This window comes from Arthrobacter sp. JB02-1C (genome assembly GCF_057748045.1).
On the sequence record NZ_CM173235.1, the window covers coordinates 530,115 to 555,140 of the forward strand.

The 25,026-nt window shown below is 69.7% G+C and carries 23 protein-coding genes; 9 read left to right on the forward strand and 14 right to left on the reverse strand.

The features are described from left to right. Positions 1-16: 16 nt before the first annotated feature. The 7 genes from AC3ANP_RS02520 to ssd form a co-directional block, all read right to left on the reverse strand. Positions 17-460, reverse strand: coding sequence for an Rv3654c family TadE-like protein (locus AC3ANP_RS02520; RefSeq protein ID WP_488331789.1), 444 nt, complete (start codon positions 458-460; stop codon positions 17-19). Continuing rightward, positions 460-837, reverse strand: coding sequence for a TadE family type IV pilus minor pilin (locus AC3ANP_RS02525; RefSeq protein WP_488331790.1), 378 nt, complete (start codon positions 835-837; stop codon positions 460-462). The genes AC3ANP_RS02520 and AC3ANP_RS02525 overlap by 1 nt, the downstream gene beginning before the upstream one ends. Positions 838-977: 140 nt before the next feature. Continuing rightward, positions 978-1,265, reverse strand: a complete 288-nt coding sequence (locus tag AC3ANP_RS02530; protein WP_488331791.1) for a DUF4244 domain-containing protein — start codon at positions 1,263-1,265, stop codon at positions 978-980. Positions 1,266-1,393: 128 nt separating this feature from the next. Then, complete coding sequence (locus AC3ANP_RS02535; protein ID WP_488333126.1) at positions 1,394-2,011, reverse strand: type II secretion system F family protein; 618 nt, start codon at positions 2,009-2,011, stop codon at positions 1,394-1,396. A gap of 2 nt (positions 2,012-2,013) precedes the next feature. Continuing rightward, positions 2,014-2,898, reverse strand: coding sequence for a type II secretion system F family protein (locus AC3ANP_RS02540; RefSeq protein ID WP_488331792.1), 885 nt, complete (start codon positions 2,896-2,898; stop codon positions 2,014-2,016). Next, the gene (locus AC3ANP_RS02545) at positions 2,895-4,184 is read right to left on the reverse strand and encodes a TadA family conjugal transfer-associated ATPase (RefSeq protein ID WP_488331793.1); all 1,290 of its coding nucleotides are present in this window, start codon (positions 4,182-4,184) and stop codon (positions 2,895-2,897) included. The genes AC3ANP_RS02540 and AC3ANP_RS02545 overlap by 4 nt, the downstream gene beginning before the upstream one ends. Next, entirely contained in the window at positions 4,181-5,170 is a 990-nt protein-coding gene (gene ssd, locus AC3ANP_RS02550; RefSeq protein ID WP_488331794.1) for a septum site-determining protein Ssd, read from the reverse strand. The genes AC3ANP_RS02545 and ssd overlap by 4 nt, the downstream gene beginning before the upstream one ends. Before the next feature lie 260 nt (positions 5,171-5,430). On the opposite strand from ssd, the gene AC3ANP_RS02555 reads away from it, so the two are divergent. Together AC3ANP_RS02555 and AC3ANP_RS02560 are read left to right on the forward strand one after the other, a co-directional pair. After that, entirely contained in the window at positions 5,431-7,140 is a 1,710-nt protein-coding gene (locus AC3ANP_RS02555) for a bifunctional 3'-5' exonuclease/DNA polymerase (RefSeq protein ID WP_488331795.1), read from the forward strand. Between the two features lie 180 nt (positions 7,141-7,320). Beyond that, positions 7,321-7,506, forward strand: coding sequence for a YegP family protein (locus AC3ANP_RS02560; protein WP_488331796.1), 186 nt, complete (start codon positions 7,321-7,323; stop codon positions 7,504-7,506). Between the two features lie 12 nt (positions 7,507-7,518). Here AC3ANP_RS02560 and AC3ANP_RS02565 read toward each other — a convergent pair whose 3' ends face one another. Genes AC3ANP_RS02565 through AC3ANP_RS02575 form a run of 3 tightly spaced genes read right to left on the reverse strand, consistent with a single transcriptional unit; the run spans position 7,519 to position 10,389 of the window. Continuing rightward, entirely contained in the window at positions 7,519-8,199 is a 681-nt protein-coding gene (locus AC3ANP_RS02565) for an NUDIX hydrolase (protein ID WP_488331797.1), read from the reverse strand. Beyond that, a complete protein-coding gene (nth, locus tag AC3ANP_RS02570; RefSeq protein ID WP_488333127.1) occupies positions 8,196-9,029 on the reverse strand; it encodes an endonuclease III in 834 nt (277 codons plus the stop codon). Before nth ends, AC3ANP_RS02565 begins: the two co-directional genes overlap by 4 nt. A gap of 13 nt (positions 9,030-9,042) precedes the next feature. After that, positions 9,043-10,389, reverse strand: a complete 1,347-nt coding sequence (locus AC3ANP_RS02575; protein ID WP_488331798.1) for a hypothetical protein — start codon at positions 10,387-10,389, stop codon at positions 9,043-9,045. A gap of 527 nt (positions 10,390-10,916) precedes the next feature. On the opposite strand from AC3ANP_RS02575, the gene acs reads away from it, so the two are divergent. Continuing rightward, a complete protein-coding gene (acs, locus tag AC3ANP_RS02580) occupies positions 10,917-12,935 on the forward strand; it encodes an acetate--CoA ligase (RefSeq protein WP_488333128.1) in 2,019 nt (672 codons plus the stop codon). Positions 12,936-12,995: 60 nt separating this feature from the next. Continuing rightward, on the forward strand, positions 12,996-13,469 hold the full coding sequence (aroQ, locus tag AC3ANP_RS02585) for a type II 3-dehydroquinate dehydratase (protein ID WP_488331799.1): 474 nt from the start codon (positions 12,996-12,998) through the stop codon (positions 13,467-13,469). 24 nt (positions 13,470-13,493) lie between these two features. Here aroQ and AC3ANP_RS02590 read toward each other — a convergent pair whose 3' ends face one another. Next, complete coding sequence (locus AC3ANP_RS02590; protein ID WP_488331800.1) at positions 13,494-14,675, reverse strand: MarP family serine protease; 1,182 nt, start codon at positions 14,673-14,675, stop codon at positions 13,494-13,496. A gap of 304 nt (positions 14,676-14,979) precedes the next feature. On the opposite strand from AC3ANP_RS02590, the gene AC3ANP_RS02595 reads away from it, so the two are divergent. Continuing rightward, positions 14,980-15,657, forward strand: coding sequence for a Crp/Fnr family transcriptional regulator (locus AC3ANP_RS02595; protein WP_011693220.1), 678 nt, complete (start codon positions 14,980-14,982; stop codon positions 15,655-15,657). A gap of 419 nt (positions 15,658-16,076) precedes the next feature. On the opposite strand, the gene AC3ANP_RS02600 is transcribed toward AC3ANP_RS02595, so the two are convergent. From AC3ANP_RS02600 to sp36, 3 genes are read right to left on the reverse strand one after another with little or no spacing between them, the layout of a single operon-like run. Next, positions 16,077-16,997, reverse strand: a complete 921-nt coding sequence (locus tag AC3ANP_RS02600) for an NUDIX hydrolase (protein ID WP_488331801.1) — start codon at positions 16,995-16,997, stop codon at positions 16,077-16,079. A gap of 17 nt (positions 16,998-17,014) precedes the next feature. Beyond that, positions 17,015-17,605, reverse strand: a complete 591-nt coding sequence (locus tag AC3ANP_RS02605; protein ID WP_488331802.1) for a RidA family protein — start codon at positions 17,603-17,605, stop codon at positions 17,015-17,017. After that, on the reverse strand, positions 17,602-17,763 hold the full coding sequence (sp36, locus tag AC3ANP_RS02610; protein ID WP_488331803.1) for a Sp36 family protein: 162 nt from the start codon (positions 17,761-17,763) through the stop codon (positions 17,602-17,604). Before sp36 ends, AC3ANP_RS02605 begins: the two co-directional genes overlap by 4 nt. Positions 17,764-17,800: 37 nt before the next feature. On the opposite strand from sp36, the gene AC3ANP_RS02615 reads away from it, so the two are divergent. The 4 genes from AC3ANP_RS02615 to AC3ANP_RS02630 all read left to right on the forward strand — a co-directional run bounded on the left by AC3ANP_RS02615 (position 17,801) and on the right by AC3ANP_RS02630 (position 24,969). Continuing rightward, positions 17,801-20,185, forward strand: coding sequence for a transglycosylase domain-containing protein (locus AC3ANP_RS02615; RefSeq protein WP_488331804.1), 2,385 nt, complete (start codon positions 17,801-17,803; stop codon positions 20,183-20,185). A 3-nt stretch (positions 20,186-20,188) separates the two neighbouring features. Beyond that, positions 20,189-21,136 carry a metallophosphoesterase gene (locus AC3ANP_RS02620; RefSeq protein WP_488331805.1) on the forward strand — a complete coding sequence of 316 codons (948 nt, stop codon included), beginning with the start codon at positions 20,189-20,191 and terminating at the stop codon, positions 21,134-21,136. A gap of 123 nt (positions 21,137-21,259) precedes the next feature. Beyond that, on the forward strand, positions 21,260-23,077 hold the full coding sequence (locus AC3ANP_RS02625) for an ABC transporter ATP-binding protein (RefSeq protein ID WP_488331806.1): 1,818 nt from the start codon (positions 21,260-21,262) through the stop codon (positions 23,075-23,077). After that, positions 23,074-24,969, forward strand: coding sequence for an ABC transporter ATP-binding protein (locus AC3ANP_RS02630; protein WP_488331807.1), 1,896 nt, complete (start codon positions 23,074-23,076; stop codon positions 24,967-24,969). The genes AC3ANP_RS02625 and AC3ANP_RS02630 overlap by 4 nt, the downstream gene beginning before the upstream one ends. Positions 24,970-25,026: the final 57 nt, after the last annotated feature.

Sequence of the window (25,026 nt, forward strand, 5' to 3'; positions counted from 1 at the left end):
CCAGGGCGCAAGACAGCTATGCCGGCGGAGGTCCGGCGCGGGCCCGGCCCGATGCCGTGCCGAAGACAGCCCGGAACTGTAGTTCCGTCTCGACCTGGACGGTGTCCCCGGATTCGATCAAACAGCCCACCAGCCGGGCACCGTGTCGGCCGGCGACCTCGGCGGCGACCGTGCAGGGCTCACCCGGGGTAAGCCCTCGGGCGCTGTCCGCCGCGGCGAGCGCCGCCAGGTCCGCGGCCGTCGCGGCCTTCGCCGCCATCACTGCGCCCTGGCCGAGGGCCACTACGGCGGTCATCGCCAGCAGCAGCACCAGGCCTAAGCCCAGCGCGAGGACGGTGCCGGCACCGAGCTCCGGGTTGGGCGCGCACTCCACGCTCCGCGCCGGCTTCGCGGCCCCCTGCTGCTCCGCGGTGCGCACCGACAAGCCGTCCACAGCCGCCCTGACGCGCCGCTCCGTCATCACGCCGCCAGTTCGAGGGCCCGGAAGGTCGTCCGGGGAGCGCTTACTGCCGCGGCCCCGGCGGCCTCGCTGCGGGCCCAGGCCCGCGCCGTGAGGGACCACGGGATGACTGAACCTACAGACCCTTCGACGCTTCCGGTCACCGTCACGCTGAGCCAGCCCCCGTCCGCTGTCACGGCGGCCCGCGCCGAATCCCCCGCGAGCTGCCTGACGATACCGGCCACCGTGGCAGCGTCCTCGCCGCGGGCGAGCGCTCTGGCGCCCGCCCGGGCGGCTTCTTCGAGCCGGAGTTGCGTCAGCCCCGCCGCGGAGCCGGCCAGCAGCAGGCCGAGGACCAGCAGGACCGCGGGCAACGCGACCGCAAACTCGGCCGTCACAGCGCCCCGGCTCCGCCCACGACGCCCGCGACGGAGAGCCTGCGCTCCGTGGTTGGCTGGCCGGCAGGCTGGGTGGAGTCCCGTGCGCCGCAGGAGGCGGGAGCCGGTGCGGCAACCCACGGGACCGATCGGCCCGCGGATCATGGCATCGCCAGGGCAGTGCGGATCACGTTCAACAGGAATCCCCGGACCTCCTCGCTGCGCATGATCAGCACCAGCAGGCCGGCAAATCCGACCGCGGCCAATGTGGCGATGGCATATTCGGCCGTCGCCATTCCGGCTTCGGAGACTCGCCGCCGTCCCTCGGCCGCTGCCGGCGCCCGAACGGGTGGGTCCTGCCGGGCGCCCGGATAGAGCTCGTGGACGTCCGCGTCGGCCCCGGCGCCAGGGATGTCAAGGCCGGGCGAGGCGTTGGGGTGATGTGTCATTGGTGATCCTCTCAGGAGTCGCCGGCGCAGTCACCGGCTGTTTCCAATCTGCGTCTCCGCGTCGGGGCGGGTAAGTCGGCTCCCGGGCCAAGTGGAAAAACCCGGGTGTGGAGGACGAGTCGGGCCGGTCAGGAGCTGAGGGGAAGCATGGCGAGCAATACCGGCACGATCCCCAGGCAGACAAAAGCCGGCAACGAACAGAGACCCAGCGGAACCACGAGTTTCACGCCCAGGGCGGCGGCGCGCCGTTCGGCGGCGCGGAAGTGTTCACGGCGCAATCGGGCGGCCTGGGCGTACAGGATGGCCGACGACGGCACCCCGGTCAGCGCAGCGAACCCGAGGGCATCGCGGAGCGCCAGCACCTCCTCGGGTGCGTCCGCGGCGTTCCGCCACGCGGTGTCCCAGTCGGCGCCAATCGCCAGGGCGGACACGACCGGGCCCAGCCGGCGCGCGAGGTCAGGTGCCACATCCGACGACACCAGCTCCAGGGCCCGGCCCAGCCCGGCGCCGGCATCCAGCATGGCGCCCATCAGTTCGAGCAACAGCGCCGGGTCCCGCAGTCCGGCGTTCGGGTCCGGCCCCGGTCCGCCGCGGCCGCATTCCCCGGGCTGGCCCCCGGAGTTCGATCCGCCGGGACCTGCGCAGCTGAGCCGAACCCAGCGCCGACGCGCGCGGCCCGGGCCTGCGAGCGCGATGAGCACGGCAACTGCCAGCAACGCCACCACGCCGAGGCTGCCCGGCTGCACGTTCACCGTTGCTGGCCGGCAGCCGACCGGATAAGCCGTGTAGACCAGATCCGGGCCACGACGGTGAGGGCGATCCCGGTAACCAACGACGCTAATCCGAACGGGCTGCCGAGCAGGACTGCCCAGGGGTCCGCACCGAGCAGCAGCCCGAGCCCCAGGCCCAGAAAGGGCAGCCAGGTCAGGATCCGGGCCGTGGCCCGTGGCCCGGCGAGCGCTGTCTGCCGGGCGTCTGCGGCGTCGTCCTCCGATTCCAGATGGGCGGCAAAGCGCGTGAGGACGTCGGCGAGCGGACAGCCGCTGGATTCGGCCACGTCGAAGCACGCCGCCAACTCCACCCAGACCGCCCGTTCCCGCCGATCACGGCTGCCGGCTGCGCGCCCGCCCGACCCTGGCTTGCCGGGCGTGGCGGCGCTGCTCCGAATGGCCGCGGCCACCGGGGAGCCCCGAAGCGCCGCGGCCCGCGCGGCGGTGAGGATCTCCTGTGACGCAGGGCCCAGGCATCCGCGACGCCCGGCATGGCGGAGCCTGGCCGCACGACGGAGCCTGGCCGCACGAAGGGGCGAACGGGGCGGGACGGGCGGCTGCTGCGGCCGGCCCGCGTACAGCAGCCACACTTCCTCCCACAGCCGGGCCGGTGAGCGGCCGCCCGTCAACAGCGCCGCCAACTGGTGCACCAGCACGGTCATGGAGATTTCCGGTCCGGCACGGTTGCCGAACCACACCGGGAGTCCCGGAAAGCGGCCCGTCCGCCGGAAACCAGCCGGCTGCTGGCGGCCCGGGGCCGGCCGGCGTGAAAGCAACCGGCGAAGCCTGCGGGCCGAGCCGCCCGACGGATCCAAGGCCAGGCACAGGGCCAGCGCCAGAAGACAGGCAACAACCGCGGTCATGGCGGACCATCCCCGGTGGCCGGCAGGCCGGCTCCGGCGGCGCCGGGCAGGGCAACCGGGTCAATGCCCAGCCGGGCCGCCAGCTCCGGCCAGGCGGGGCCGGCCCGGGTCTCGCCGCTGGCGGTTTCCAGCGCCGCTGCCACAGCCAGCCCGGCCCCGCTCCCCCTGAAGACACCGATCGCTGCCACCCGCCGGCCCAGCCTGCTGCGTTCCAGATGCACCACGGCATCCAGCGCGCTGGCCGCCTGAAGGCGGACGGCGTCCGGGCTCATGCCGGCAAGCGCCCCCAGCGCCGTCAGGCGGGCAGGGACCGCGGCAGCAGCGTTGGCATGGATGGTCCCCCCGGCCCCGGCATGTCCGGTATTCATCGCGGAAAGCAGCTCACGGACCTCGGCGCCGCGACACTCCCCCACGACCAGCCGGTCGGGGCGCATCCGCAGTGCCTGCCGCACCAGTTCGCCCAGGTCCACGGTGCCGCCGCCCTCGAGGTTGCTGTGACGCGATTCGAGGGAGACCACATGCGGATGAACCGGGTTAAGCTCCGAGGCGTCTTCGATGAGCACGAGCCGCTCTGCCGGCTGGCACAGGCCCAGCAGGGTGGCGAGCAGCGTGGTCTTCCCCGAGCCGGTCGCGCCGCTGACCAGAAAATTCAAGCGGCAGGCGATCATCCGCGCCAGGACCTCCCCGACAAACCTGCCGAACATGCCGCTGCGGCCCAGCTCGTCCAGCGAGAACACGGATGCCCTCCTGATCCGAACGCTCAACAGCGTGCCGGCAGTGGAGATTGGCGGCAGCACGGCATGGACCCGGTAGCCGCCGTCGAGCCGGACGTCCACGCAGGGCGAGCCGTCGTCCAGCCGTCGGCCGCCGGCTGCAACAAGGCGGGCCGCCAGCGCCCGGACCTGCGCCTCGCCGGCGAACATGACGGGGGCGCGTTCCAGCCCGCGGCCCCGGTCCAGCCACACGGACTCGGGGCCGTTGACGAAGATGTCCGTGACCAGCGGGTCCCTGGTTAACGGCTGCAGCGGTCCCAGTCCGTTCAATTCGGCGCTGATGCTGTCCACCGCTGCCAGCGCGCCGGCGGTGCCCAATACCCTTCCGGTTGCCTGCACGGCCGCCGCGACCCGGGAAGCGGTCACGGGACCCGCCTCGGCCATGACCGAGGCTCGGACGGCCTCGAGCAGCCGCGCATCCACCCGCTGCTGGGGGCCGCGCAGCTGCCGCCGGGGCCGCGGGCTGTCGGCCGCCGCCGTCTCCCGCGGCTCCGGTGCTGCCGGCGGGCTCACGGGTAAGCGTCCACGCTGAAGTCAAGGACGGCGTCGGTGAAGCGCTGCACGGGGCGGCCCCGGGCGGTGTCGAGCAGGCGGCCGAGTTCGGTAGCCGCGGACGTGCCGCGCACCTCAGGCAGGATGGCCTGCACCGGCAATCCCACGGCGTCGGAGATGAGCTGCACGTCCAGCGCGGCGCCGGGCTTCGCCCTGATCACCAGGGCAGTGTCCACCGGCGGGAGCTCCGTCACCAGGCGGGCGGACGCCACGGCGGCACGGAGCTGGGCCGGCAGAACGACGAGGACGCGGTCGCATTCCCAGGCGAAGGCACGCACGGCATCGCATCCGCGGCCGATGTCCAGCACCACCAGCTCGTAGCAGCGCCGTGCCGCGTCGAGCACCCCGGCAACGGTTGCCGGGTCGATGCCCCTGGCACGCTCCCGGTTGCCGGGCCAGGACAGGAAGGAGAAGCCGCCGGCTTCCGGCAGGGCCTCATGGAGCTGATCGGGGTCAATGCTGCCGCTGGCTTCGGCGAGGTCCGGCCAGCGCAGCCCCGGCACATCTTCGGCAGCCAGGGACAGTTCGAGGCCGCCGCCCCACGGGTCACCGTCGACCAGGAGCACCCGGGCACCGAGTGCTGCCGCCGCGCGGGCCAGCCAGACCGCGCCGGTGCTGGCTCCGGCCCCGCCACAGCCGCCGACCACCCCGAGGACGTGTCCGCCGGGATCGGGTGCCTGTGAGCGGCTGAGGTACTCCGCCAGCCATGGGCCCCCGTCCGGGAGGACAGCCACGCGTTCAGCTCCCAGGGCGGCGGCCAGCTGCCACAGGCTGCCACCTTCACCGCTGAGGCCGACGAGGACAGCGGGAGCACGGCGCCGGGGTGGCAGTTCCCGGACGTCACTGCCCAACAGCACGGTGCCGGCGGAATCCCAGTATGGGGCCGCCTCCGCCGCATCCTGCGTCACTTTCAGCTGCCGCCCGGCGGCGGCGGCGATCCGCTCCACCTCATTCCGCAGGAGCTCAGAGCCGCTGACCAGGAGCGTTTCCGTGGCGCTGCCGGGAAGCCACGGCCCTGGCGCCGAATGGGACGGCCCGGCTGACGGCCCGTCGAATCCGGGGGCGGCGGGTTCAGGTAGCTGGTGCCGGCTCATGGCCCCAGTCTGCGCGGGTCCGGCGCCGTCCGGGGCCCTGGCGCACAGCTATGTGGACAACCGCCGACCGCTGCCGGCAACTGCCGGCCGGTCGGCAGGGCAGAATTGAGGCTATGCATCTGCTGCTCGCCGCCCACCCCGACGGCGCAGTCCTGCAACGGCTCACCCGCGGCGGCGCCCCCGATCCCGCCGCGCCCACCCCGCGCATCGTCAGCAAGGCCGAATTGCCCGGCGTCGTGCGTGCGCTGGAACAGGGCCACCCGCGCTGGATCTGGCGCCGCACTCAGGACTGGTACCCGGACCTGCTCGCCGCAGGCGTAGAACTCGAGCGCTGTTACGACCTGACCCTGTGCGGCGCGATTCTGGCGCACTCGGAGTTCACCGCGCATACTCACTACGCGCGCAATGCCGAGAAGCTGACCCAGGACGACGACGTCGAGCAGCCGCCGCGGGCGCTGCGGCCGCCGCCTCCCCCAGCTGACCAGGGCGCGTTGTTCGGTGACCCCGGCGCGTCCGCGGCGCCCCGGCTCTCAGCCGAGGACCTCCGCGCCGAATACGCGGCCCAGCAAGGCGCTTTGGCCGACGCCGACCCCGGCGCCAGGCGGCAGCGGCAGCGCCTCCAGCTCCTGCTCGCCGCCGAATCCGCGGGGGCGATGATCGCCGTCGAGATGCAGCACGCGGGTGTGCCGTGGCGCGAGGAGCTCCATGAACAGATCCTCGCGGACCAGCTCGGCCCGCGGCCGCCGCACGGACACCGGCCCGCGAAACTGGAAGCCCTCACCAGCGACTTGCGCCTGCTGCTGCAGGCCCCGGCGCTGAACCCGGATTCCCCGCAGGAGTTGATGCGTGCGCTGCACCGCAACGGCATTGAAGTAAAGTCCACCCGCCAGTGGGAGCTGAAGGAGTCCCGCCACCCGGCGATCGAGCCGCTGCTGGCGTACAAGAAACTCGCCAGGCTTCACGCCGCCAACGGGTGGGCATGGCTGGATGCCTGGGTCCGGGACGGCCGGTTCCAACCGGAGTATGTGGTGGGCGGCGTGGTGTCCGGGCGCTGGGCCTCACGCGGCGGCGGGGCGCTGCAGATTCCGCGCCAGATCCGCGGCGCTGTGCACGCCGATCCGGGCCACAAGCTGATCGTCGCAGACGCGTCCCAGCTGGAACCGCGGGTGTTGGTGGCGTTGGCGCAGGATTCACGGATGGCCGAGGCCGCCCGTGACAAGGACCTCTACGCCGGCATCGCCGCGCAAGGCTTCGGCGGCGACCGGGCCAAAGCCAAAATGGCGCTGCTGGGTGCCATTTACGGCGCCACCACCGGCGAATCGGGCCGGTTGATGCCCCAGCTGGCCCGCACCTATCCGCGCGCCGTCGGGTTTGTCGAGCAGGCCGCCCGCGCCGGCGAGGCCGGGGCAATAGTCACCTCCCGGCTGGGCCGGAGCAGCCCGCCGCCGTCGGAGCGGTGGCGGCAAAGCCAGCGTTCCGCCTCCGCGGAGGAACAACGCCGGGCCGACGCGCTGGCCCGGTCACGCGGAAGGTTTACCCGGAACTTCGTGGTGCAGGGCTCCGCCGCCGACTGGGCCGCGTGCTGGCTGGCGGAACTGCGACGTCGGCTGCGGACCCTGCGGGCCGCGGGTTCGCCGGCCGGTGAGCTGGTCTTCTTCCTGCACGATGAAGTCATGGTCCACTGCCCGGATGATGCCGTTGCCGCCTGCCGTCAGGCCATTGAGGAATCCGCAGCCGCCGCCAAGGAACTGCTGTTCGGCACGATCCCGGTGGACTTCCCCGTGAGCATCGCCGTCGTCGACTCCTATGACAACGCGAAATAAACCACCCGGACCGGGTGCGGCACGACCGCTGTGGACACCACTGTGGACACCGGGGGTAATGTACCCGCCAGTAGCGTTGCCGCCGCAGAACTAGCCCCGATACGCTCAACACGCCCCGGCCGCGCGGTCCGCGTCGGCGGGGCAAGAGGCACTGAGGCAAGGAACTGGGGAGGCAGCAAAGTGGCTGGCGTATTCGAGATTGCAGCAACTGAGGACGAGTCGTACTTCTTTAAGCTGACTGCACCGGACGGGACAGTTCTTGCTGTTTCACCACCGTTTAATTCGGTCCGCGGCGCGGCCGCAGGCATCACCGCGGTACGGGAAAACGCCGCGACCGGGCTGGTGGTTGACCGGTCCCGGCACTGAGCCCCACGCGGGTTACGCGTCGATGTCGTGGAGCCGGCTGCGGTCCCACGGCACGGCCCAGCCCAGCTGTTCGAACAACTGGTTGAGAATCATCCCGGTGAACCCCCAGACCACGACGCCGTTTACCGTGAAAGCCGGACTCTGGAACGTCTGTCCGGCGCGGCTCACGGTGGCCATGACCCGGTTGTCCGGGTCCAGCAGGTCCCGGACGGGGACCCGGAACACCTGGGCGGATTCCCCGTAATCCACCACCCGGACCGGTGACTGGGCGGCCCACCAGCCAAGCACGGGGGTTACCAGGAAGTTCCCGCGCGGCAACGCCAGCTCGGGCATGACCCCCAATACCTCCACCCCGGCGGGATCCAGGCCGGTTTCCTCCTCGGCCTCCCGCAGCGCGGCCTCGGTGGCCGACTCGCCCGGGTCAATGCCGCCGCCTGGGAACGCCACCTGGCCCGGGTGGTCATCCAGGGTCTGGGCGCGCTGCAGCAACAGCACGTCCAGATCGGCCGGTGCCAGCAGTTTCACCGACGTTGCCGGGACGTCGTCCAGTGACCCGAACAGCATCAACACCGCCGCCCGGCGCACCCGCGCTCCCGGCTCAACGACGAGTTCACGCCAGCGCGGATCCGGCTCGGGCGCGGTGCCGGCCAGCACTGCGGCGGCGTGGTCAATCAGGTCCTGGCGGGCGGTCATTGTGGCCTTCTTTGGGATTCCATCCGGATTTCCGCGGCGCGGTGGGTTTCCGCGAGGAGCTTCGCGAGCAGTTCCTCCTGGCCGGGGGCAAGTTCGTACTTCAGCAGCTTCCGGGCCCGCTGCGGGTCGGTTTCGCCGGCGCCGTAGCTGGGACACCAGTTCGCCACCGCGCACGCGCCGCAGGCAGGCTTGCGGGAGTGGCAGACGCGGCGGCCGTGGAACACCACCCGGTGCGAGAGCATCGTCCAGTCCCTCGGTTCGAAGAGTTCGGCGACGTCCGCCTCCACCCGGACCGGATCCTCCGACTCGGTCCACCCGAAGCGCCGTGCCAGCCGGCCAAAGTGGGTGTCCACCGTGATGCCGGGGATGCCGAACGCGTTGCCGAGCACAACGTTCGCGGTCTTTCGGCCCACCCCGGGCAGCTTCACCAGGTCTTCAAGCCGGCCCGGAACCACGCCATCGTAGTCGTCGACGAGCTTGGTGCACAGCGCCATCAGGTTGCGCGATTTAGCGCGGAAGAACCCGGTGGGTTTGATGATGGCTTCCAGGTCGGCCGGCTCGGCTTCGGCCATGCTCCGCGCATCCGGATACCGGGCGAACAGCAGCGGCGTGATCTGGTTGACCAGCACATCCGTGGTCTGCGCGGACAGCACCGTAGCCACCACCAGCTCGAACGGGTTGCGGAAGTCCAGCTCGGCGTGCGCATAAGGGTATTGCTCGGCCAGCGCCCGGTTGATCCGGCGGGCGCGGCGCTTGAGCCCCAGCGGTGATTCCCCCGTCCGGGCCGTCAGCCCGGAACCAGACGCCGGGTCCACGCTCCCGGGTTCGATGGCCACGGTCCTGCTAGCCGCGTTCGACGTTGCTGAGGTCCCGCAGGACGCCGACGCGGCCGTCGGTGTGCTGGACCAGGAACTCGTGGCCGCGGTCTTCCAGCGCCAGGACCCAGCCGCCGGGCTCGACGACGAACGCCGGGGCGCCGGTGCGCTCGTCCACCGCGGTGCGGGGCTGCGGGACAGCGAACCAGAAGGCCTCATACGCCGGCTGTGACGCTTCGGGCCGGCTCGCCGGGTCCACCGTGGCGCCGATCGGCTCCGCCGAACGCACCTGCGAGGTGAGGGCGGTGGGCAACTCCTGGCGCGCGGCCGGCGCTCCGGCAGCGGTCGGCACAACCGGGGCCGCCTGGGTTTCTTCGGGACCGGCAGCAGCCGGCACGACCGGGGCCGCCTGCGTTTCTTCAGGACCGGCAGCGGCCGGCGCGGCTGACGGGTGCGCCGCGCCCGGGGCGGCGGCGGCCGGGGGGACGACTCCCTGCGCCTGGGTAGCGGGCTCTTCAGCCGAGGGCCGGGCGCCGCCGACGCCGGCAGCGGCACCTGCCGCCGAAGCACCGGCGGCGCTCGCTCCGGCGGGGGCATTGCCTACCGCTGTGGCGCCGGCGCCCTTGTGGGCACCTGCGAATTCATGACTGGCCGGAACGTGTTCCGCCGCAGCGCCGGACTTGCCGGGAACCATGCGTTTGGCCCAGCCGGCGAGCGTGCTGTTCCCGGTCTTGGCAGCCGCCGGACCACCGGTGGCCTGCTGAGTCTTGGGGACTTTGGGGGCACGCGGCCTGCGCAGCGGGGCGGCAGCTTCCCGGGCGACGACGTGCGCCGGGGTCTCCGCGCGGTGCAGGAAGTCGCCGGCGAGGGCGGGGATCAGCCGCGCGAGCACGGTAGCGGTGAAGAGTCCCGCCGCCCCGAGCAGGGCCAGCAGCAAGCTCGGCACGAAGGCGCCGGCGGCCGCGAGGAAGAAAAAGGCGAGGCTGAAGGACGCCACGACGGAGGCGAACTGGTCAATGGAGAGCGACCCGATCCGGATCCTGGTGCCGGGGCTGACGCGGCGCGCCACAAAGAGGGCCGCCACGATCAGCGGCAGCACGATTCCCAGTCCCAGGAAGAAGAGGCTGCCCAGGTTCCACAAGTTGTACTGGATGGCGAACATCGGGATCAGGGAGGCGACGAAGAGGAGCAGCGTCGAGCCAAAGACGGTGAGGTCCCGGACGGTGAATGAACCCAGGACGGCTTCGTTGTTCTTGATGTTTGGCTTGTCGACCGTAAAGCGCGGCTCGGCGCCCTGCGCGCTGCCCTGCGGGGCGCCGGCCGGTCCTTCGCCACGGAAGGGCGCGCGGAGCTGCCCATTGCCTTGTTCGTTCATTCTGTTCTCCTTAGCGTGGCCGCACTCCGAACTGCGCTGCCTGGCGGCGGCGCACACGGGACGGCCAGCAGTCCTGCCGCGCCCTTCGGATGTCACAACTTCATCTCAGCCTAGTCACCTGCCGGGGCGATCACTAGCTGGCCCGCCGTCACTCCAGCACCAGCGGCGGCTGCTTTCGCCCTCCGCGTAAAACCGGCTGTGCGGGCTTGGGTTGGATGCCGTGGCAGCTTCCGTGGTGCGTGCCGGGATCCCCAGCTGCGGGCCCGTGGCGTGCCGGGCGAGGTAGCCCTCGCAGCCGCCGGCGTCGGGCAGCGGATCTGCCATTCGTCGCTTAACACAGACCGTTCACTGCGGCCCCGTGTGACGGGGCGCACGTTCTGTCGGACCTGCGCGTTAGGGTGTATTCCGGAACAGCTCTTTGCGGTAGACCCGTGACCAGCCGCTGTCCGGTGCCGTGCAGGCGGGCCGGAACGGCGGCCGCAGCGGGCCGTCCGCGCAGCACGGATCGATGAATGATGAGGTCACCCATGTCCCAGCAGGCCCCCGGCTCCGCCCCGACCACGCCCTCGCAGGGCGATGCGTTCGAAAATCTGTCGCAGGAGAACCGCAGGTTCGCCCCCTCGGCAGAGTTCGCCGCAAACGCCGTCGTCACCGCCGCCGACTACGCGGAGGCGGACGCGGACCGGCCAGCCTTCTGGGCCAAGCAGGCGCGCGGACTGCTCAGCTGGGACAAGGACTTCAGCCAGACGCTGGACTGGACGAATCCACCGTTCGCCAAATGGTTTGTCGGCGGGGAGCTTAACGCGGCGTACAACGCGCTGGACCGGCACGTGGAGGCCGGGAACGGGGAACGGGTCGCGATCTATTTCGAAGGCGAGCCCGGCGACACCCGCACCTACACGTATGCCCAGCTCACTGAGGAGGTCAAGAAGGCGGCCAACGCCTTCGAATCCCTCGGCGTCGCCAAGGGCGACCGGGTGGCCGTGTACCTACCAATGATCCCCGAGGCGGTCATCACCCTGCTGGCCTGCGCCCGGATCGGCGCCGTCCACTCCGTGGTGTTCGGCGGCTTCTCCGCCGACGCGCTCCGCTCCCGGATCGACGACGCCGAAGCCAAACTGGTGGTCACCGCCGACGGCACCTACCGCCGCGGCAAACCCAGCGCACTCAAGCCCGCCGTGGACGAGGCCCTGGCCCACGACGGGCACACCGTGCAGAACGTTGTGGTGGTCAAGCGCAACGGCCAGGACGTCGACTGGCACGAGGGCCGCGACCACTGGTGGTCCGACACCGTCGATGCGGCCTCCGCGGAGCACACCGCCGTCGGGCACGACGCCGAGCACCCCCTGTTCATCCTTTACACGTCCGGCACCACGGGCCGGCCCAAGGGCATCCTGCACAGCACCGGCGGCTACCTCACCCAGACCGCCTACACCCACCGGGCGGTCTTCGACCTGCACCCCGAAACCGACGTCTACTGGTGCACGGCCGACGTCGGCTGGGTCACCGGCCACTCCTACGTCGCCTACGCCCCGCTGCTCAACGGCGCGACCCAGGTGATGTATGAGGGCACACCGGACTTCCCGCACCAGGGCCGCTGGTGGGAGATCGTGGAAAAGTACAAGGTCTCCATCCTTTACACCGCCCCCACCGCCATCCGCACCTTCATGAAGTGGGGCAAGGAGATCCCGGCCAAGTCGGACCTGTCCTCGATCCGAGTCCTCGGCTCGGTAGGGGAACCGATCAACCCGGAGGCATGGATGTGGTACCGGGAGGTCATCGGCTCCAACGCCGGGCCGCACGGCGAGAAGAAGGAGCACCCGGCGCCCATCGTGGACACCTGGTGGCAGACCGAAACCGGCGCGCAGATGATCGCGCCGCTGCCCGGCGTGACCGCGACCAAACCCGGCTCCGCGCAGGTCCCGCTTCCCGGCATCGCCGTCGACGTGGTGGATGAGGCCGGCGAATCGGTGCCCAACGGCCACGGCGGTTTCCTGGTCATCCGGGAACCGTGGCCTGCGATGCTGCGCGGCATCTGGGGCGACCCGGAGCGCTTCAAGGAAACGTACTGGTCGCGGTTCGACAACATGTATTTCGCGGGCGACGGCGCCAAAAAAGACGAGGACGGCGACGTCTGGCTGCTCGGCCGGGTAGATGACGTCATGAACATTTCCGGGCACCGGCTCTCCACCGCGGAGATCGAATCCGCACTGGTGTCCCACCCCGCGGTAGCGGAGGCCGCCGTCGTCGGGGCCGCGGACGAGACCACCGGGCAGGCCGTCGTGGCGTTCGTGATCCTGCGCGGCGACGCGACGGATTCAGGCGACGCCATGGTCCAGGAACTGCGCGCCCACGTGGGCAAGGAGATCGGGCCGATCGCAAAACCCAAGACCATCCTGATCGTCCCGGAGCTGCCGAAAACCCGCTCCGGCAAGATCATGCGCCGGCTACTCAAGGACGTCGCGGAGGGCCGCGAGGTGGGTGACGCCACCACCCTGGCGGACAACACCGTGATGACCCAGATCGCGCAGTCGCTCCGGAAGTAGGCGGCACCCCCCGGCCCGGGTGCGGGCCGGGGGCTGCCGTGACGCGATACATTGGCTGGCATGAGCGAAGTCACCCCCGCGGGCGCCCCCCGCGCCACCATCCTGGTTCTGAACGGACCGAACCTGAACCTGCTGGGCACGCGGGAGCCAGAAAAGTACGGCACGGCGACGCTGGCGGACGTCGAACAGCTTGCCAAGGACGCCGGCACGGCGTACGGAGTCGACGTCGAGTGCTTCCAGTCCAACCATGAGGGCGCCCTGGTGGAGGCCATCCACGCAGCCCGTGGAAAAGCCGCCGGCATCGTGCTGAATGCGGGCGCCTACACGCACACCTCGGTGGCCATCCGGGATGCGATCACCGCGGTGCAGCTGCCCACTGTCGAGGTTCACATCACCAACGTGCACGCCCGCGAAGGGTTCCGGCACCACTCCTATCTCTCCGACGTCAGCGCCGCGGTGATCGCCGGCGCCGGAATCCTGGGCTACCGCTTTGCGGTCGAATACCTCGCCGAACGGCAGGCCGCCAAGGCCTGAGGCCTTCCTGGGCCACGGAATCCGTTACTTCTTGATGCACTGCCCCGGTGAAACGGCACTGCTCAGCCCGGCGGCTTGCGCCGCCACCGGTCCAAGGTCGCTCATGGTGATGGCGAAGCCGAGCGAGGCTTCCGAAGTGGACTTGGCGAAGACCACTCCGGCGACCTGGCCGTCCGTGGTCAGGAGCGGGCCGCCGGAATTTCCGGGCTGCACGTCGCCGGCCAGCCGGTAGACGTCCTCCGCCGCGGCGTTGTTGCCGTAAATGTCCGGCACCAGGACGGTAGCAATGTCCCGGACGGTGGCGGGTTTGGACTGGAACGGTCCGCCATGCGGATAGCCGGCAAACGCCGCCGGGCTGCCCGGGGGAAGATTGGCGCTCAGCGGCAACGGCGCGGACGGCAGCCCGCCGACGGCCAGGACTGCCAGGTCGTGGCGGCTGTCGAAGTAAACAACCCGGCCCGGGAGCGCGCCGCCGCCCGGGACCTCCACGACCGGCTCGGGCACCCCGGCGACCACGTGGGCGTTGGTCACCACGCGGCCGGGCGCAACCACGAATCCGGTTCCGGTCTGGTTTTGCCCGCACTGGTAGGCCGTGCCGGCGATTTTCAACACCGAGGTGGCTGCCTTGTTGAGCGCGGGGGTGTCGGTGCTGGCGTTCGGAACCGGAACCGGCTGGCCGCCGATGCCCTCGAACAGGGTCGGGATCCCATCGCCGATGACGGCAGAGCGCAGCTGCGCCATGGAGGTCTTCAACGGCTTGGGTGTCACCCCGTCGATGAAGCCGATGACCCTGGAATCGGCCAGCTGCTGGGACACGAACGGAACGCCGAGGGCGCTGATGCTGAACGCCAGCATGGACATGACGAGGGCGGAAACGGCGACGTTGACGCCGCCGCCCGCCACCCGGTCCACCAGGCGGAGCGGGCTGATCTTGACCACGCTGCGGAGCCGCCGCCCGATCGCGGTGCCGAGGCCGTGCCCGAGCATCATGAGCACGACGGCCGTGGCGATGATCGCGGTGAGCCGCCAGGTGGGGTCTCCGACCAGTTTGCTGACGAGCGGCACGGACAGGAACGCGGCCACGGCACCGGCGGCGAATCCGGCCAGGCCACCGAGGGTCACGAGGAAGCCGTTGCGCAGGCCGTAGATCAGGTAGGACAGCAACGTCAAAATCAGCGCCAGGTCCAAAATGGTCAAGCCGAACACGGGGCTCCTTAAGACTCGTAAGACCCACATTCTACCGGCGCACTCCGACAGTTGTCCGTGAGTCCCGGCTGCGGGCGGCACTCCCGGCCGGGGCAGACTCCCGGCCGGGGGCGTGCTATGGGGCGTGCGGTGGGCGTGCTTCGGGGCGTGCTACGGGGCGTGCGGTGGGCGTCGCGGACCGGTGTGCCACGATGGTGCTGCGGCGGCGTTTGGCGCGGCTGGGTGCCAACTACGTCACAGAAGCGGCAAAATTCTGAAACAATGGCTGGAGCGCCCCAGCCGACACAGCAAGTCAGGAGTTTTCATGGATATCGAGGTATTGCGCCGCGCACCCCTTTTCGCCACGCTCGACGACGAGGCCTTCCGTCTGTTGACGGACGAACTCACCGAGGTGGACCTCTCACGCGGAGCCTCGGTTTTCCGGGAAGGCGACCAGGGTGACCAGCTGTACTTCATCGTCTCCGGCAAGGTGAAGCTCGGCCGCACGTCCCCCGACGGCCGCGAGTCCCTGCTCGCCATCCTGGGCCCGGGCGAACTCTTCGGCGAAATGGCCCTGTTCGATCCCAGCCCGCGCACGGCAACGGCCACCGCCGTCTCCGAAACCCGCCTGGCGGGGCTCAAGAACGAGAGCCTGAACGCGCTCCTGCGGACCCGTCCGGAGGTCTCCGCGCAGCTGCTGCAGGCCCTCGCCCGCCGCCTGCGCCGCACCAACGACTCACTCTCCGACCTGGTCTTCTCCGACGTTCCCGGTCGTGTCGCGAAGGCGCTGCTGGATCTGGCCGACCGCTTCGGCCGCCCGGCGACCGACGGCGTCCTCGTTGCCCACGAGCTGACCCAGGAAGAACTGGCGCAACTGGTCGGCGCCTCCCGGGAGACCGTCAACAAGGCCCTGGCCGAGTTCGTCCAGCGCGGCTGGCTCCGGCTCGAGGCGCGCGCCGTCGTGATCCTCGACATGCAGCGCCTCCGCCAGCGCTCCCGCTAAGCATCTGCGCAACGCAGCAGAGGCCGGCCCGTGGCAACGGGGCGGCCTCTGGCGGTTAAGCGGGTCTGCGCGGGCAAGGCACGAGTGGACATGCCCACCCTGCGGGCAGGGGCGTGGACATATAACCATCCTGTCCACCGGTCCGCGCCAGCGTTGGACATGTCCCCACTCCCGCAGGGCCAGAGACGAGTGGACATGCCCAGCGTGCGGGCAGGGGCGTGGACATATAACCATCCTGTCCACCGGTCCGCGCCAGCGTTGGACATGTCCCGACTCCCGCAGGGCCAGAGACGAGCATGCCCAGCCTGCAAAAAGCCCGAGCAGCATGCCCAGCCTGCGGAACGCCCGAGCAGCATGTCCAGCGGCCAAACGCGTGGCGCGTGGCAAACGGCCGGTGCAGGCGCGGTCCAGGTGCCGTGTCAGGCCTTGCCGACCCCGCGCGGGGGTTCGCCGACGACGGTGTTGGCCGCTTCGACGGCGAGCATGAGTTTGCCGTCCTGTTCCAGGAGCATCGGCTGATAGGCATGGGCGGTGCGGTTGTGGCTGAGGTAGGCGATGCACCCGTTGGCTGCGGCCATCTTCTCCAGCATGATCTCCGAGCCCGGGACCAGGAGTTGGCCGAGGGTCCGGCCCACGGTATTCGGCTGGCCCACCTCGTCGCCGAGGGCGGTGCTGTCCCGTTCGGCGACCACCTTGCGGACGCAGACCCAGCGCGCCCAGAGGCCCTTGCTGGCCAGCAGGGATGGCTGCTGGTTCACCGGGACTGTCGCGGCGAAATAGCGGGTGTTGAACCGGCGGTGCGAGAAGTCCGGGCTGAGCCAGTTCACCAGCGGCTTGAGCAGGTCGGTCCGCAACGACAGCCCGCGCTTGGTGAGCACGTCGATGAAGGAAACTTCCTGGCCGGCCACCGCTTCCCGTGCCCGCATCCATTCGGCAGTGGAGTTCGCCTCCACCGTCGCGGACAGGTCCGGACCTGCCAGCAGGACGCCGGTTTCCTCGAAGAGTTCGCGGATCGCCCCAACGACGTGCCGGCGCGCCAGCCCGACGTCGGCGGTGCCCATCTTCTCGGCCCACTGCTGCGGGCTGGGACCCAGCCAGCCGACGGCGCCGTCGTCGGATGGTTCCACTGAACCGCCCGGGAAGGCCAGCACCCCCAACGGGGAGGTGCCCGGCCGGTAGCCCAGCCAGGTCTCAAGCCCGGTAGGCGAGTCCCGGAGCAGCACCACGGAGGAGGCATAGCGGGGTGCCCGGGGCGTCCGCTCGCCGTTTTCAAGCCAGCTGCGGGCTGCTCCCTCGAGATCCGGGGGGAGCACAAACAAGCGTCGTGCGAGGTGCGGCAAGGGAAACTACCAGGCCTTTAGGTAAATTCAGCGATCAGTTCGACCTCGACCGGCGAGTCGAGCGGCAGCACCGAGACGCCCACGGCGGACCGCGCGTGCTGGCCGGCGTCGCCGAGAACCTTGCCCAGCAGCTCCGAGGCGCCATTGATGACACCGGGCTGCCCGGTGAAGGAGGGATCGGAGGAAACGAAACCCACCACCTTCACGATCCGGGTGATGCGGTCGAGGTCGCCAATGACGCTCTTGACGGCGGCCAGCGCGTTCACAGCGCAGACCTCGGCGTAGCGTTTGGCGTCTTCGGGGGAAACGGTGGGTTCATCGGTGGCGGCCTCGGAGCCGGACGAAACCTTGCCGGTGGCCTCCAGCTGGCCCCCAATGAAAGGCAACTGGCCGGAGGTGTAGACGTGGTTGCCGGAGACCACGGCCGGAACGTAGGCGGCCACCGGAGCGGCAACGGCCGGAAGGGTCAGGCCAAGTTCTGCGAGGCGCTGTTCGACGGCGGACGACGCGCCGGAGGCGGCACTGTTTTTGCCCGCGACCGCGGTGTCCCCGGCCCGCTCGGAGGGGGCCGTTGATGCCGCCGGGGCGGCCGTTTCGGGGGTGCTCATGACTGGTTCTTCTCCCGCTTCAAGTAGGCAACGAGGCCGTTCCCGTCGGGGCCCTTGACGACCTGCACCAGTTCCCAGCCGTCGTCACCCCACTGATCCAGAATCTGCTTCGTCGCGTGGATAATGAGCGGAATCGTGGCGTACTCCCATTTGGTCATGAAGTAAAGCCTAGTCCTTGCCGGTAAAGTGGAAAACATGGCGACTGGCAAGAACCCTTTATTCGACACGGCCACCACTCTCGGAAAGATCATTCTCTTCCTTGGCGTGAGCGCTATTTGTGGTGTCCTCGTCGCGGGCCTGCTGGTCCCGGCAGCTGCCCTGTCGGGCAACACGGCCAGCGGCTCGATCAAGTTCTTTGAAACCCTGCCGGCCGAGCTGCAGGTCGATCCGCCGAGCCAGTCCACCACCGTCCTCGCCTCCGACGGCAGCGTCATCGCCAGCGTCTACTCGGAGAACCGCACCCGCGTGGCGCTGGACCAGATGTCGCCGTTCATCAAGGACGCGGTGATCTCCATCGAGGACAGCCGCTTCTACGAGCACGGCGGCGTGGACACCACCGGCATCCTGCGCGCACTGGTCAGCACCGCGCGCGGTAACAAGCAGGGCGCGTCGACCATCACGCAGCAGTACGTCAACAACGTCATCAACTCCTCGCTGGAGTCCGAAGGCAAGAGCGACCAGATCCTGCTCAACGGTGTCAACAAGGGCGTCGGGGACAAGCTCCGCGAGATGAAACTCGCGATCGCGCTGGAGAAGAAGTTCAGCAAGGAGCAGATCCTCGAGGGTTACCTGAACATCGTCTTCTTCAACCGGGACGCGTACGGCATTGAAGCGGCCTCGAAGTTCTTCTTCAGCACCAGCGCCAAGGACCTCAGCCTCCCGCAGGCCGCCCTGCTGGCCGGGCTCGTGAACAGCCCGTCCTTCTACGACCCGATCACGCATCCGGACAACGCCAAGGTGCGGCGCGACCTGGTGCTCAGGGCAATGCTGAACCAGGGCAAAATCAAGCAGGCCGACTACGACGCCGCGGTCGCCACCCCGGTGGAGACCAAGGTCACCCAGCCCAAGCAGGGCTGCGCCAACGCCGCCATGGCGCCGTATTTCTGCGACTACGTGCTGCACCTGCTGCAGAACAACCCCGCCTACGGCGCCGACCCCGACGCCCGGCAGCGGAAGATCTTCCGCGGCGGCTTGACCATTAAGACCACCCTGGACCCGAAGGCCCAGGCCGTGGCCCAGGAGCAAGTCAACGCGTCCGCCGGAGCCAACCCGGACAAGTGGGGCGCCGCCCTGGTCTCGGTCGAGCCCGGCACCGGCAAGATCACCAACATGGCGCAGAACACGTCTTTTCTGGCCGCCGATGGCAAGTTCAACACCGAAGTAAACTTCAGCGTCGACCAGCTCGATGCCAAGGGCAATGACCTCGGCGGCCTCGGCGGCGCCCAGCCCGGTTCAACCATGAAGCCGTTCACGTTCGCGGAGTGGCTGAACGAGGGCAAGTCGATGAACACGATCCTTGACGGGTCAGTGCGTCGGTACCCCTTGAACTTCCCCTGGCGGAACTCCTGCGGTGTGACCACGGGAGCGTACAGCACCCCCGAGCACAATGCGCAGCTCGGTGCCGCGGAAGACCTGCAGAACGCCGAAGAGACCTGGTACCGTCCGCTATCTGTGCTCGAAGGCCTCTACAACTCGATCAACACCATCACCTTCGCGTCCGCCGCCCAACTTGACTTTTGCGGCATCCAGAAGACGGTTGATGCAGTAGGGCTGCACTCCGGCCTGCCGGCTAAAGACGCGGAGCAGAAGATCATTCTGGACGCGAACGGAAACATCGCGGACCCGCACCCGAAGATCAACATGTTCACCACGGCGAACCTGCTGGGCTCCACCCAGACCTCACCGCTGACCATGGCCAGCGCCTTCGCGACGTTCGCGAACGACGGCAAATACTGCGAGCCGATCGCCATCACCTCGGTGACGGACGCCACCGGGGCGCAACTGCCCGCCCAGAACACCAACTGCCGGGACGCGATCAAGCCCGAGGTTGCGCGCGGCGTCAATTACGCGCTGCAGGAAGTCCTCAACCGTGGGTCGGGCGCGCTCATCCAGCCCCGGATTTCCACCCGGACCAGCTTCCCGATCGCGGCCAAGACCGGTACCTCGAACAACAACGGCTCCACCTGGGTGGTGGGCCACACGACCGGCCTGGCGACCGCGTCCTGGTTCGGCGACGCGCTGGGCGACCAGAGCCGTGCGGGCCAGAACGTCACCATCAACGGCCAGTTCTACAAGGGCATCGACGGCTACATGATTGCCGGCCCGCAGTGGTCCAATTTCATGGCGCAGGTCGCCCCGGCGTATGGTACCAACCCGTTCCCGGCCCCGCCCTCGAATATGGTTTCCGGACCTTACACCGCGCCGCGGGCGACGACGCAGGCCACGGCGCCTGCCGCGCCTGCCGCGCCTCCCGCCCCCGCTCCCGCCCCGCCACCGGCCCCGAGCGACAAGCCCGCACCGCCACCGGCCCCGAGCAACAAGCCTGCACCGGTCCCGAGCACCACTCCGGGCCAGGGATAGCGCATGGCCGCAATCAACGTACTGGCAAGCCGCGCCCGGAGCATCGGGCGCGGCTTCGCCGTCGGCACCGCCGTCGGAGCCGCCGCAGGAGCCGCCGCAACTGGCTATGGTCTGTGGGAAATGAACCAATTCACGCTGCGGGAAGAGACCGTGCCGGTCCTGCCGCCGGGCTTCGGGCCGTTGCGGGTGCTGCACCTCAGTGACATCCATTTTGTTCCGGGCCAACGGCGCAAGGCCGCGTGGCTCCGGTCGCTGGCCGAGCTGCGGCCGGACCTGGTGGTCAACACCGGGGACAACCTCAGCCACCCCAAGGCCGTGGACCCGGTGCTCGAGGCCCTGCAGCCGCTGCTGGAGTTCCCCGGCGTCTTCGTCCCCGGATCGAACGACTACTACGCCCCCACGCTCAAGAACCCGGCGTCCTACTTCCTTGGTCCTTCCAAGCGGCCGGCAAGCCCGGTGGAGCTGGATTGGCCGCGGCTGCGTTCCGGCTTCGGCATGGCCGGCTGGGTGGACCTCACCAACCGCTGCCAGTCCCTTGCCTTCAAGGGTCTGCGGGTGGATTTCTCCGGCGTGGACGATCCGCACCTGGGCCTCGAACGGTATGCCGGCTGGCCCCGCGGCACCCGCGGGCAGGACTCCGTACCGCACCTTCGGATCGCCGTTGCCCACGCCCCCTACCAGCGGGTGCTGGACCACTTCACCGAGGACGGCGCGGACCTGCTGCTGGCCGGCCACACCCACGGCGGACAGATCTGCGTCCCCGGCTACGGCGCCCTCGTATCCAACTGCGACCTCCCCACCTGGCGCGCCAGGGGGCTGCACGACTGGGAAAGCGACGGGCGGACGACGCCGGTCAACGTCTCCGGCGGCATCGGCACCTCACGCTTCGCCCCGGTGCGGATCGCCTGCAGGCCCGAGGCTGTTCTGCTCACCCTCACCGCCCGCGCCTAGTACGGGGCGGCCGGCCGGGGCCCCGCACGTGTGAAGCTGGTCACTCGATGGCATAGGGTAGTTGCTACAGGAAACTACCCCCAGTTGCGTGAACCCTTTCGCAGTTGCATCGAAGAAGCAGGCATGGCCAAGCAGACCTCGTTTTTCTCCTCCGTCAGCCGTCTCTATCCCCACGTCAGGCCGATTTTGCCCCGGCTCATCATGGGCCTGCTGTGCGCACTGTTCGCCAGCGTCGTCGCCCTGGCCGTTCCCCAGGTGCTGCGGGTGCTGATCAACAGCTGGCTGACCCCCGGCGGCAACGGCCAAGCCGTGTGGGTGGCGTCCGGGGTGATCCTGCTGCTGGGCATCGCCGAGGCAGGGTTCGTGGCGCTGCGGCGCCAGTTCGTCATCAACCCGGCCACCACCGTGGAGAACCGGATGCGGGTCTCGCTCTATGGCCACCTGCAGGACCTGACGGTTTCCTTCCACGACCGCTGGGGGTCCGGTCAGCTGCTCTCGCGTGCCATGACCGACCTGAATTTTCTCCGCCGCTGGATGGCGTTCGGCGCGATCATGCTGGTGGTCACCACGCTGACCGTGGTGATCGGCGTCGTCGTGATGTTTTCCATGAGCTGGCAGCTGGCGCTGATCTTCCTGGCCGCCGCCGTACCGATCATGCTGTACGGTTTCCGCTTCCGCACCCGGTTCAGCAAGGTGGCCCGGCGCAGCCAGGACCAGGCCGGTGACCTCGCAACGACGGTTGAGGAATCCGTGCACGGCATCCGCGTGCTGAAGGCCTTCGGCCGCAGCCAGGAGGCGCTGGAGAACTTCAACGAGCAGGCCCAGGAACTTCGGCTCACGGAGATCGCCAAGGCGCGGCACCTGGCCGTTTTCAGTATGGTCGTCACGCTGCTGCCCGAGCTGGCCCTCGGAGCCGGGCTGGTTGCCGGCGTCCTGCTCACGGCCGACGGGCAACTCAGCATCGGCGCCCTGGTGGCGTTCTTCGCCACCGCCGCCGTGATCGCCGCACCGGTGGAAGCCTGCGGGCTGCTGCTCGCCATGGCGCTCACCGCGAAGTCCGCGGTTGACCGCCACTTCGAAGTGATGGATGCCGTCAATACCATTACGAGCCCGGATCGGCCGCGCCGGCCGGGACCGGTCGAGGGTGCCTTGAGCTTCCACAATGCCAGCTTCGGCTATGAGGACGCCCCGGAGAAGCCGATCCTCCGGGACATCAGCCTCGACGTCCTGCCGGGCGAGACCATGGCCTTGGTGGGTATCACGGGCAGCGGCAAAAGCGCCCTGCTGCAGCTGGTGCCGCGGTTGTTCGACGTCACGGCGGGTTCGGTCACGATCGACGGGGTGGACCTGCGCGACTTCGACCTGGCGGAACTCCGCAGCATCGTCGCGGTGGCCTTCGAGGACACCACGCTGTTTTCAAGTTCCGTCCGGGACAACGTGTTGCTGGGCGTGCCCCCCGATGAACCTGCAGAGCAGCGGGAACAGATCCTCACGGAGGCGCTGGAGACCGCCCAGGCCCACTTCGTGTACTCCCTGCCGGCTGGCCTGGACACCCTGATCGGCGAGGAGGGCCTGAGCCTGTCGGGCGGCCAGCGGCAGCGCATCGCCCTGGCCCGCGCCGTGGCGGCCCGGCCTAAAGTGCTGGTCCTGGATGATCCGCTCTCCGCCCTGGACGTGAACACGGAGGAACTCGTCGAGGCCCGGCTTCGGGAGGTGCTGGCCGATACCACCACCCTGATCGTGGCCCACCGGCCGTCCACCGTGGCCCTGGCCGACCGGGTGGCTTTGCTGGAAGACGGCCGGATCGCCGCCGTCGGCACGCACACCCACCTGCTCGCCACGAACAGCCACTACCGCTACGTGATCGCCAGCCTGGACCCGGAGCCCCGGGATCTGGACTCCGAATTGTCCGGCCTCGGCGCCGAGGAGATGTCCCAATGAGTACCGCAACCTTCGGCACCGCCAATGAGGACAACGCGCACCTGTCCAAGGCGGAGAGCAAGGCGGTCCGGCGCCGCTCCCTGGCGCTGCTGGGTTCGCTGATCCGTCCCGTCCGGCTGCGCTTCTGGCTGACCATCGCCGCCGTCGTGCTGTCCCAGGCCGCCCGGGTGGCCGGGCCTGCCCTGATCGCGTTCGGGATCGACCGGGCCCTGCCCGCCCTGCGCTCCGGCGACAGCATCCCCCTCGTGCTGGCCGGCAGCGCCTACCTCGCCGCGGCCGTCGCCACGGCATGGCTTACCGCCCTGTACGTGACCTCGACGGCGCGCCTGAGCCAGGCGATGCTGCTGGACCTGCGCGTCCGGGTCTTCCGCCAGACCCAGCGGCTGAGCCTGGAGTTCCACGAGAACTACACCTCCGGCCGCATCATCGCCCGGCAGACCTCGGACCTGGAGGCCCTGCGGGACCTCCTCGACTCAGGGGTCAGCTCGCTGGCCTCCGGACTGCTATTCATGCTGTTCACCGCCATCACGGTCTTCGCCCTGGACTGGCGCAGCGGGCTGCTGGTGCTGGCCGCCGGCGTGCCGATGTATGCCCTGTCGCGCTGGTACCAGAAGCACTCGCAGATTGCGTTCCGGGAATCCCGGGTGGTCTCGGCCCGGCTGATTGTGCACTTCATCGAAACCATGACCGGCATCCGCGCGGTCAAGGCCTTCCGCAAGGAGCGCCAGAACGCCGGGCGGTTCGCGGAACTCTCGGAGGAGTACCGCAAGGTCACGGTCCGGTCGATCAACCTCAACGGCATCTTCCAGCCCGGACTCGTCCTGATCGGCAACGTGTGCGTCGCCGTCGTGCTGCTTTTCGGCGGCTTCCGGGTGCTCAGCGGTGATCTGGCGGTGGGCGTGCTGCTGGCCCTGATTCTCTCCGCCAAGCGCTTCTTCCAACCGGTGGACCAGATGGCCATGTTCTACAACTCCTTCCAAAGCGCGCAGGCTGCGCTGGAAAAGGTTTCCGGGCTGCTGGAGGAAGTTCCCACCGTCCGACCGCCCGCCAGCCCGGTGGCACTGCCGGAAGCCACCGGCCGGATCAATTTCGAGCAGGTCGAGTTCCGTTACGGCGACGGCCCGGTCATCATCCCGCCCCTGGACCTGCACATCCCGGCCGGCCAGACGGTCGCCCTGGTAGGCCAGACCGGTGCGGGGAAGTCCACGCTGGCCAAGTTGATCGCCCGGTTCTACGACGTCTCCGCCGGCTCCCTGACGCTCGACGGCGTGGACCTGCGGCAACTCTCGACGGCGGACCTGCGCCGGAACATCGTCATGGTCACCCAGGAAGCGTTCCTCTTCAGCGGCTCCGTCGCCGAAAACATCGCCCTCGGCCGCCCGGACGCAACCCGGCAGGAGATCGAAGACGCCGCCAGGGCCGTGGGCGCCGACGGTTTTATCAGCGCCCTGCCGGAGGGTTATGACACCGACGTCAACAAGCGCGGCGGCCGGGTCTCCGCCGGGCAACGGCAGCTGATCAGCTTCGCGCGCGCCTTCCTGGCCCGGCCGGCCGTCCTGATCCTCGACGAGGCCACGTCCTCCCTGGACATTCCCTCCGAGCGCCTGGTCCAGGCCGGGCTCGCGCGTCTGCTCCGCGGCCACGGCGGGGTGGCCGACGGCGCCCGCAGGGTGACCGACGGCGCCGACAGCGGCCCCGGAGCCGACGGGACCGCCACGCACAGCCGCACGGCGCTGATCATCGCGCACCGGCTCTCCACAGTGGAAACCGCCGACCGGGTGCTGGTGGTCCATGACGGGCGCGTGGTGGAGGATGGCACACCTGCGGAACTGATCGGCGGCGGCGGCCGCTTCGCCAGGCTGCACGGGGCGTGGAAGGAATCGCTGGTCTGAGCTCCCCGGGGGCCGGTTCGGCCCCGGGCCCGAATTCGCATCCGGGGCCGGAATCGG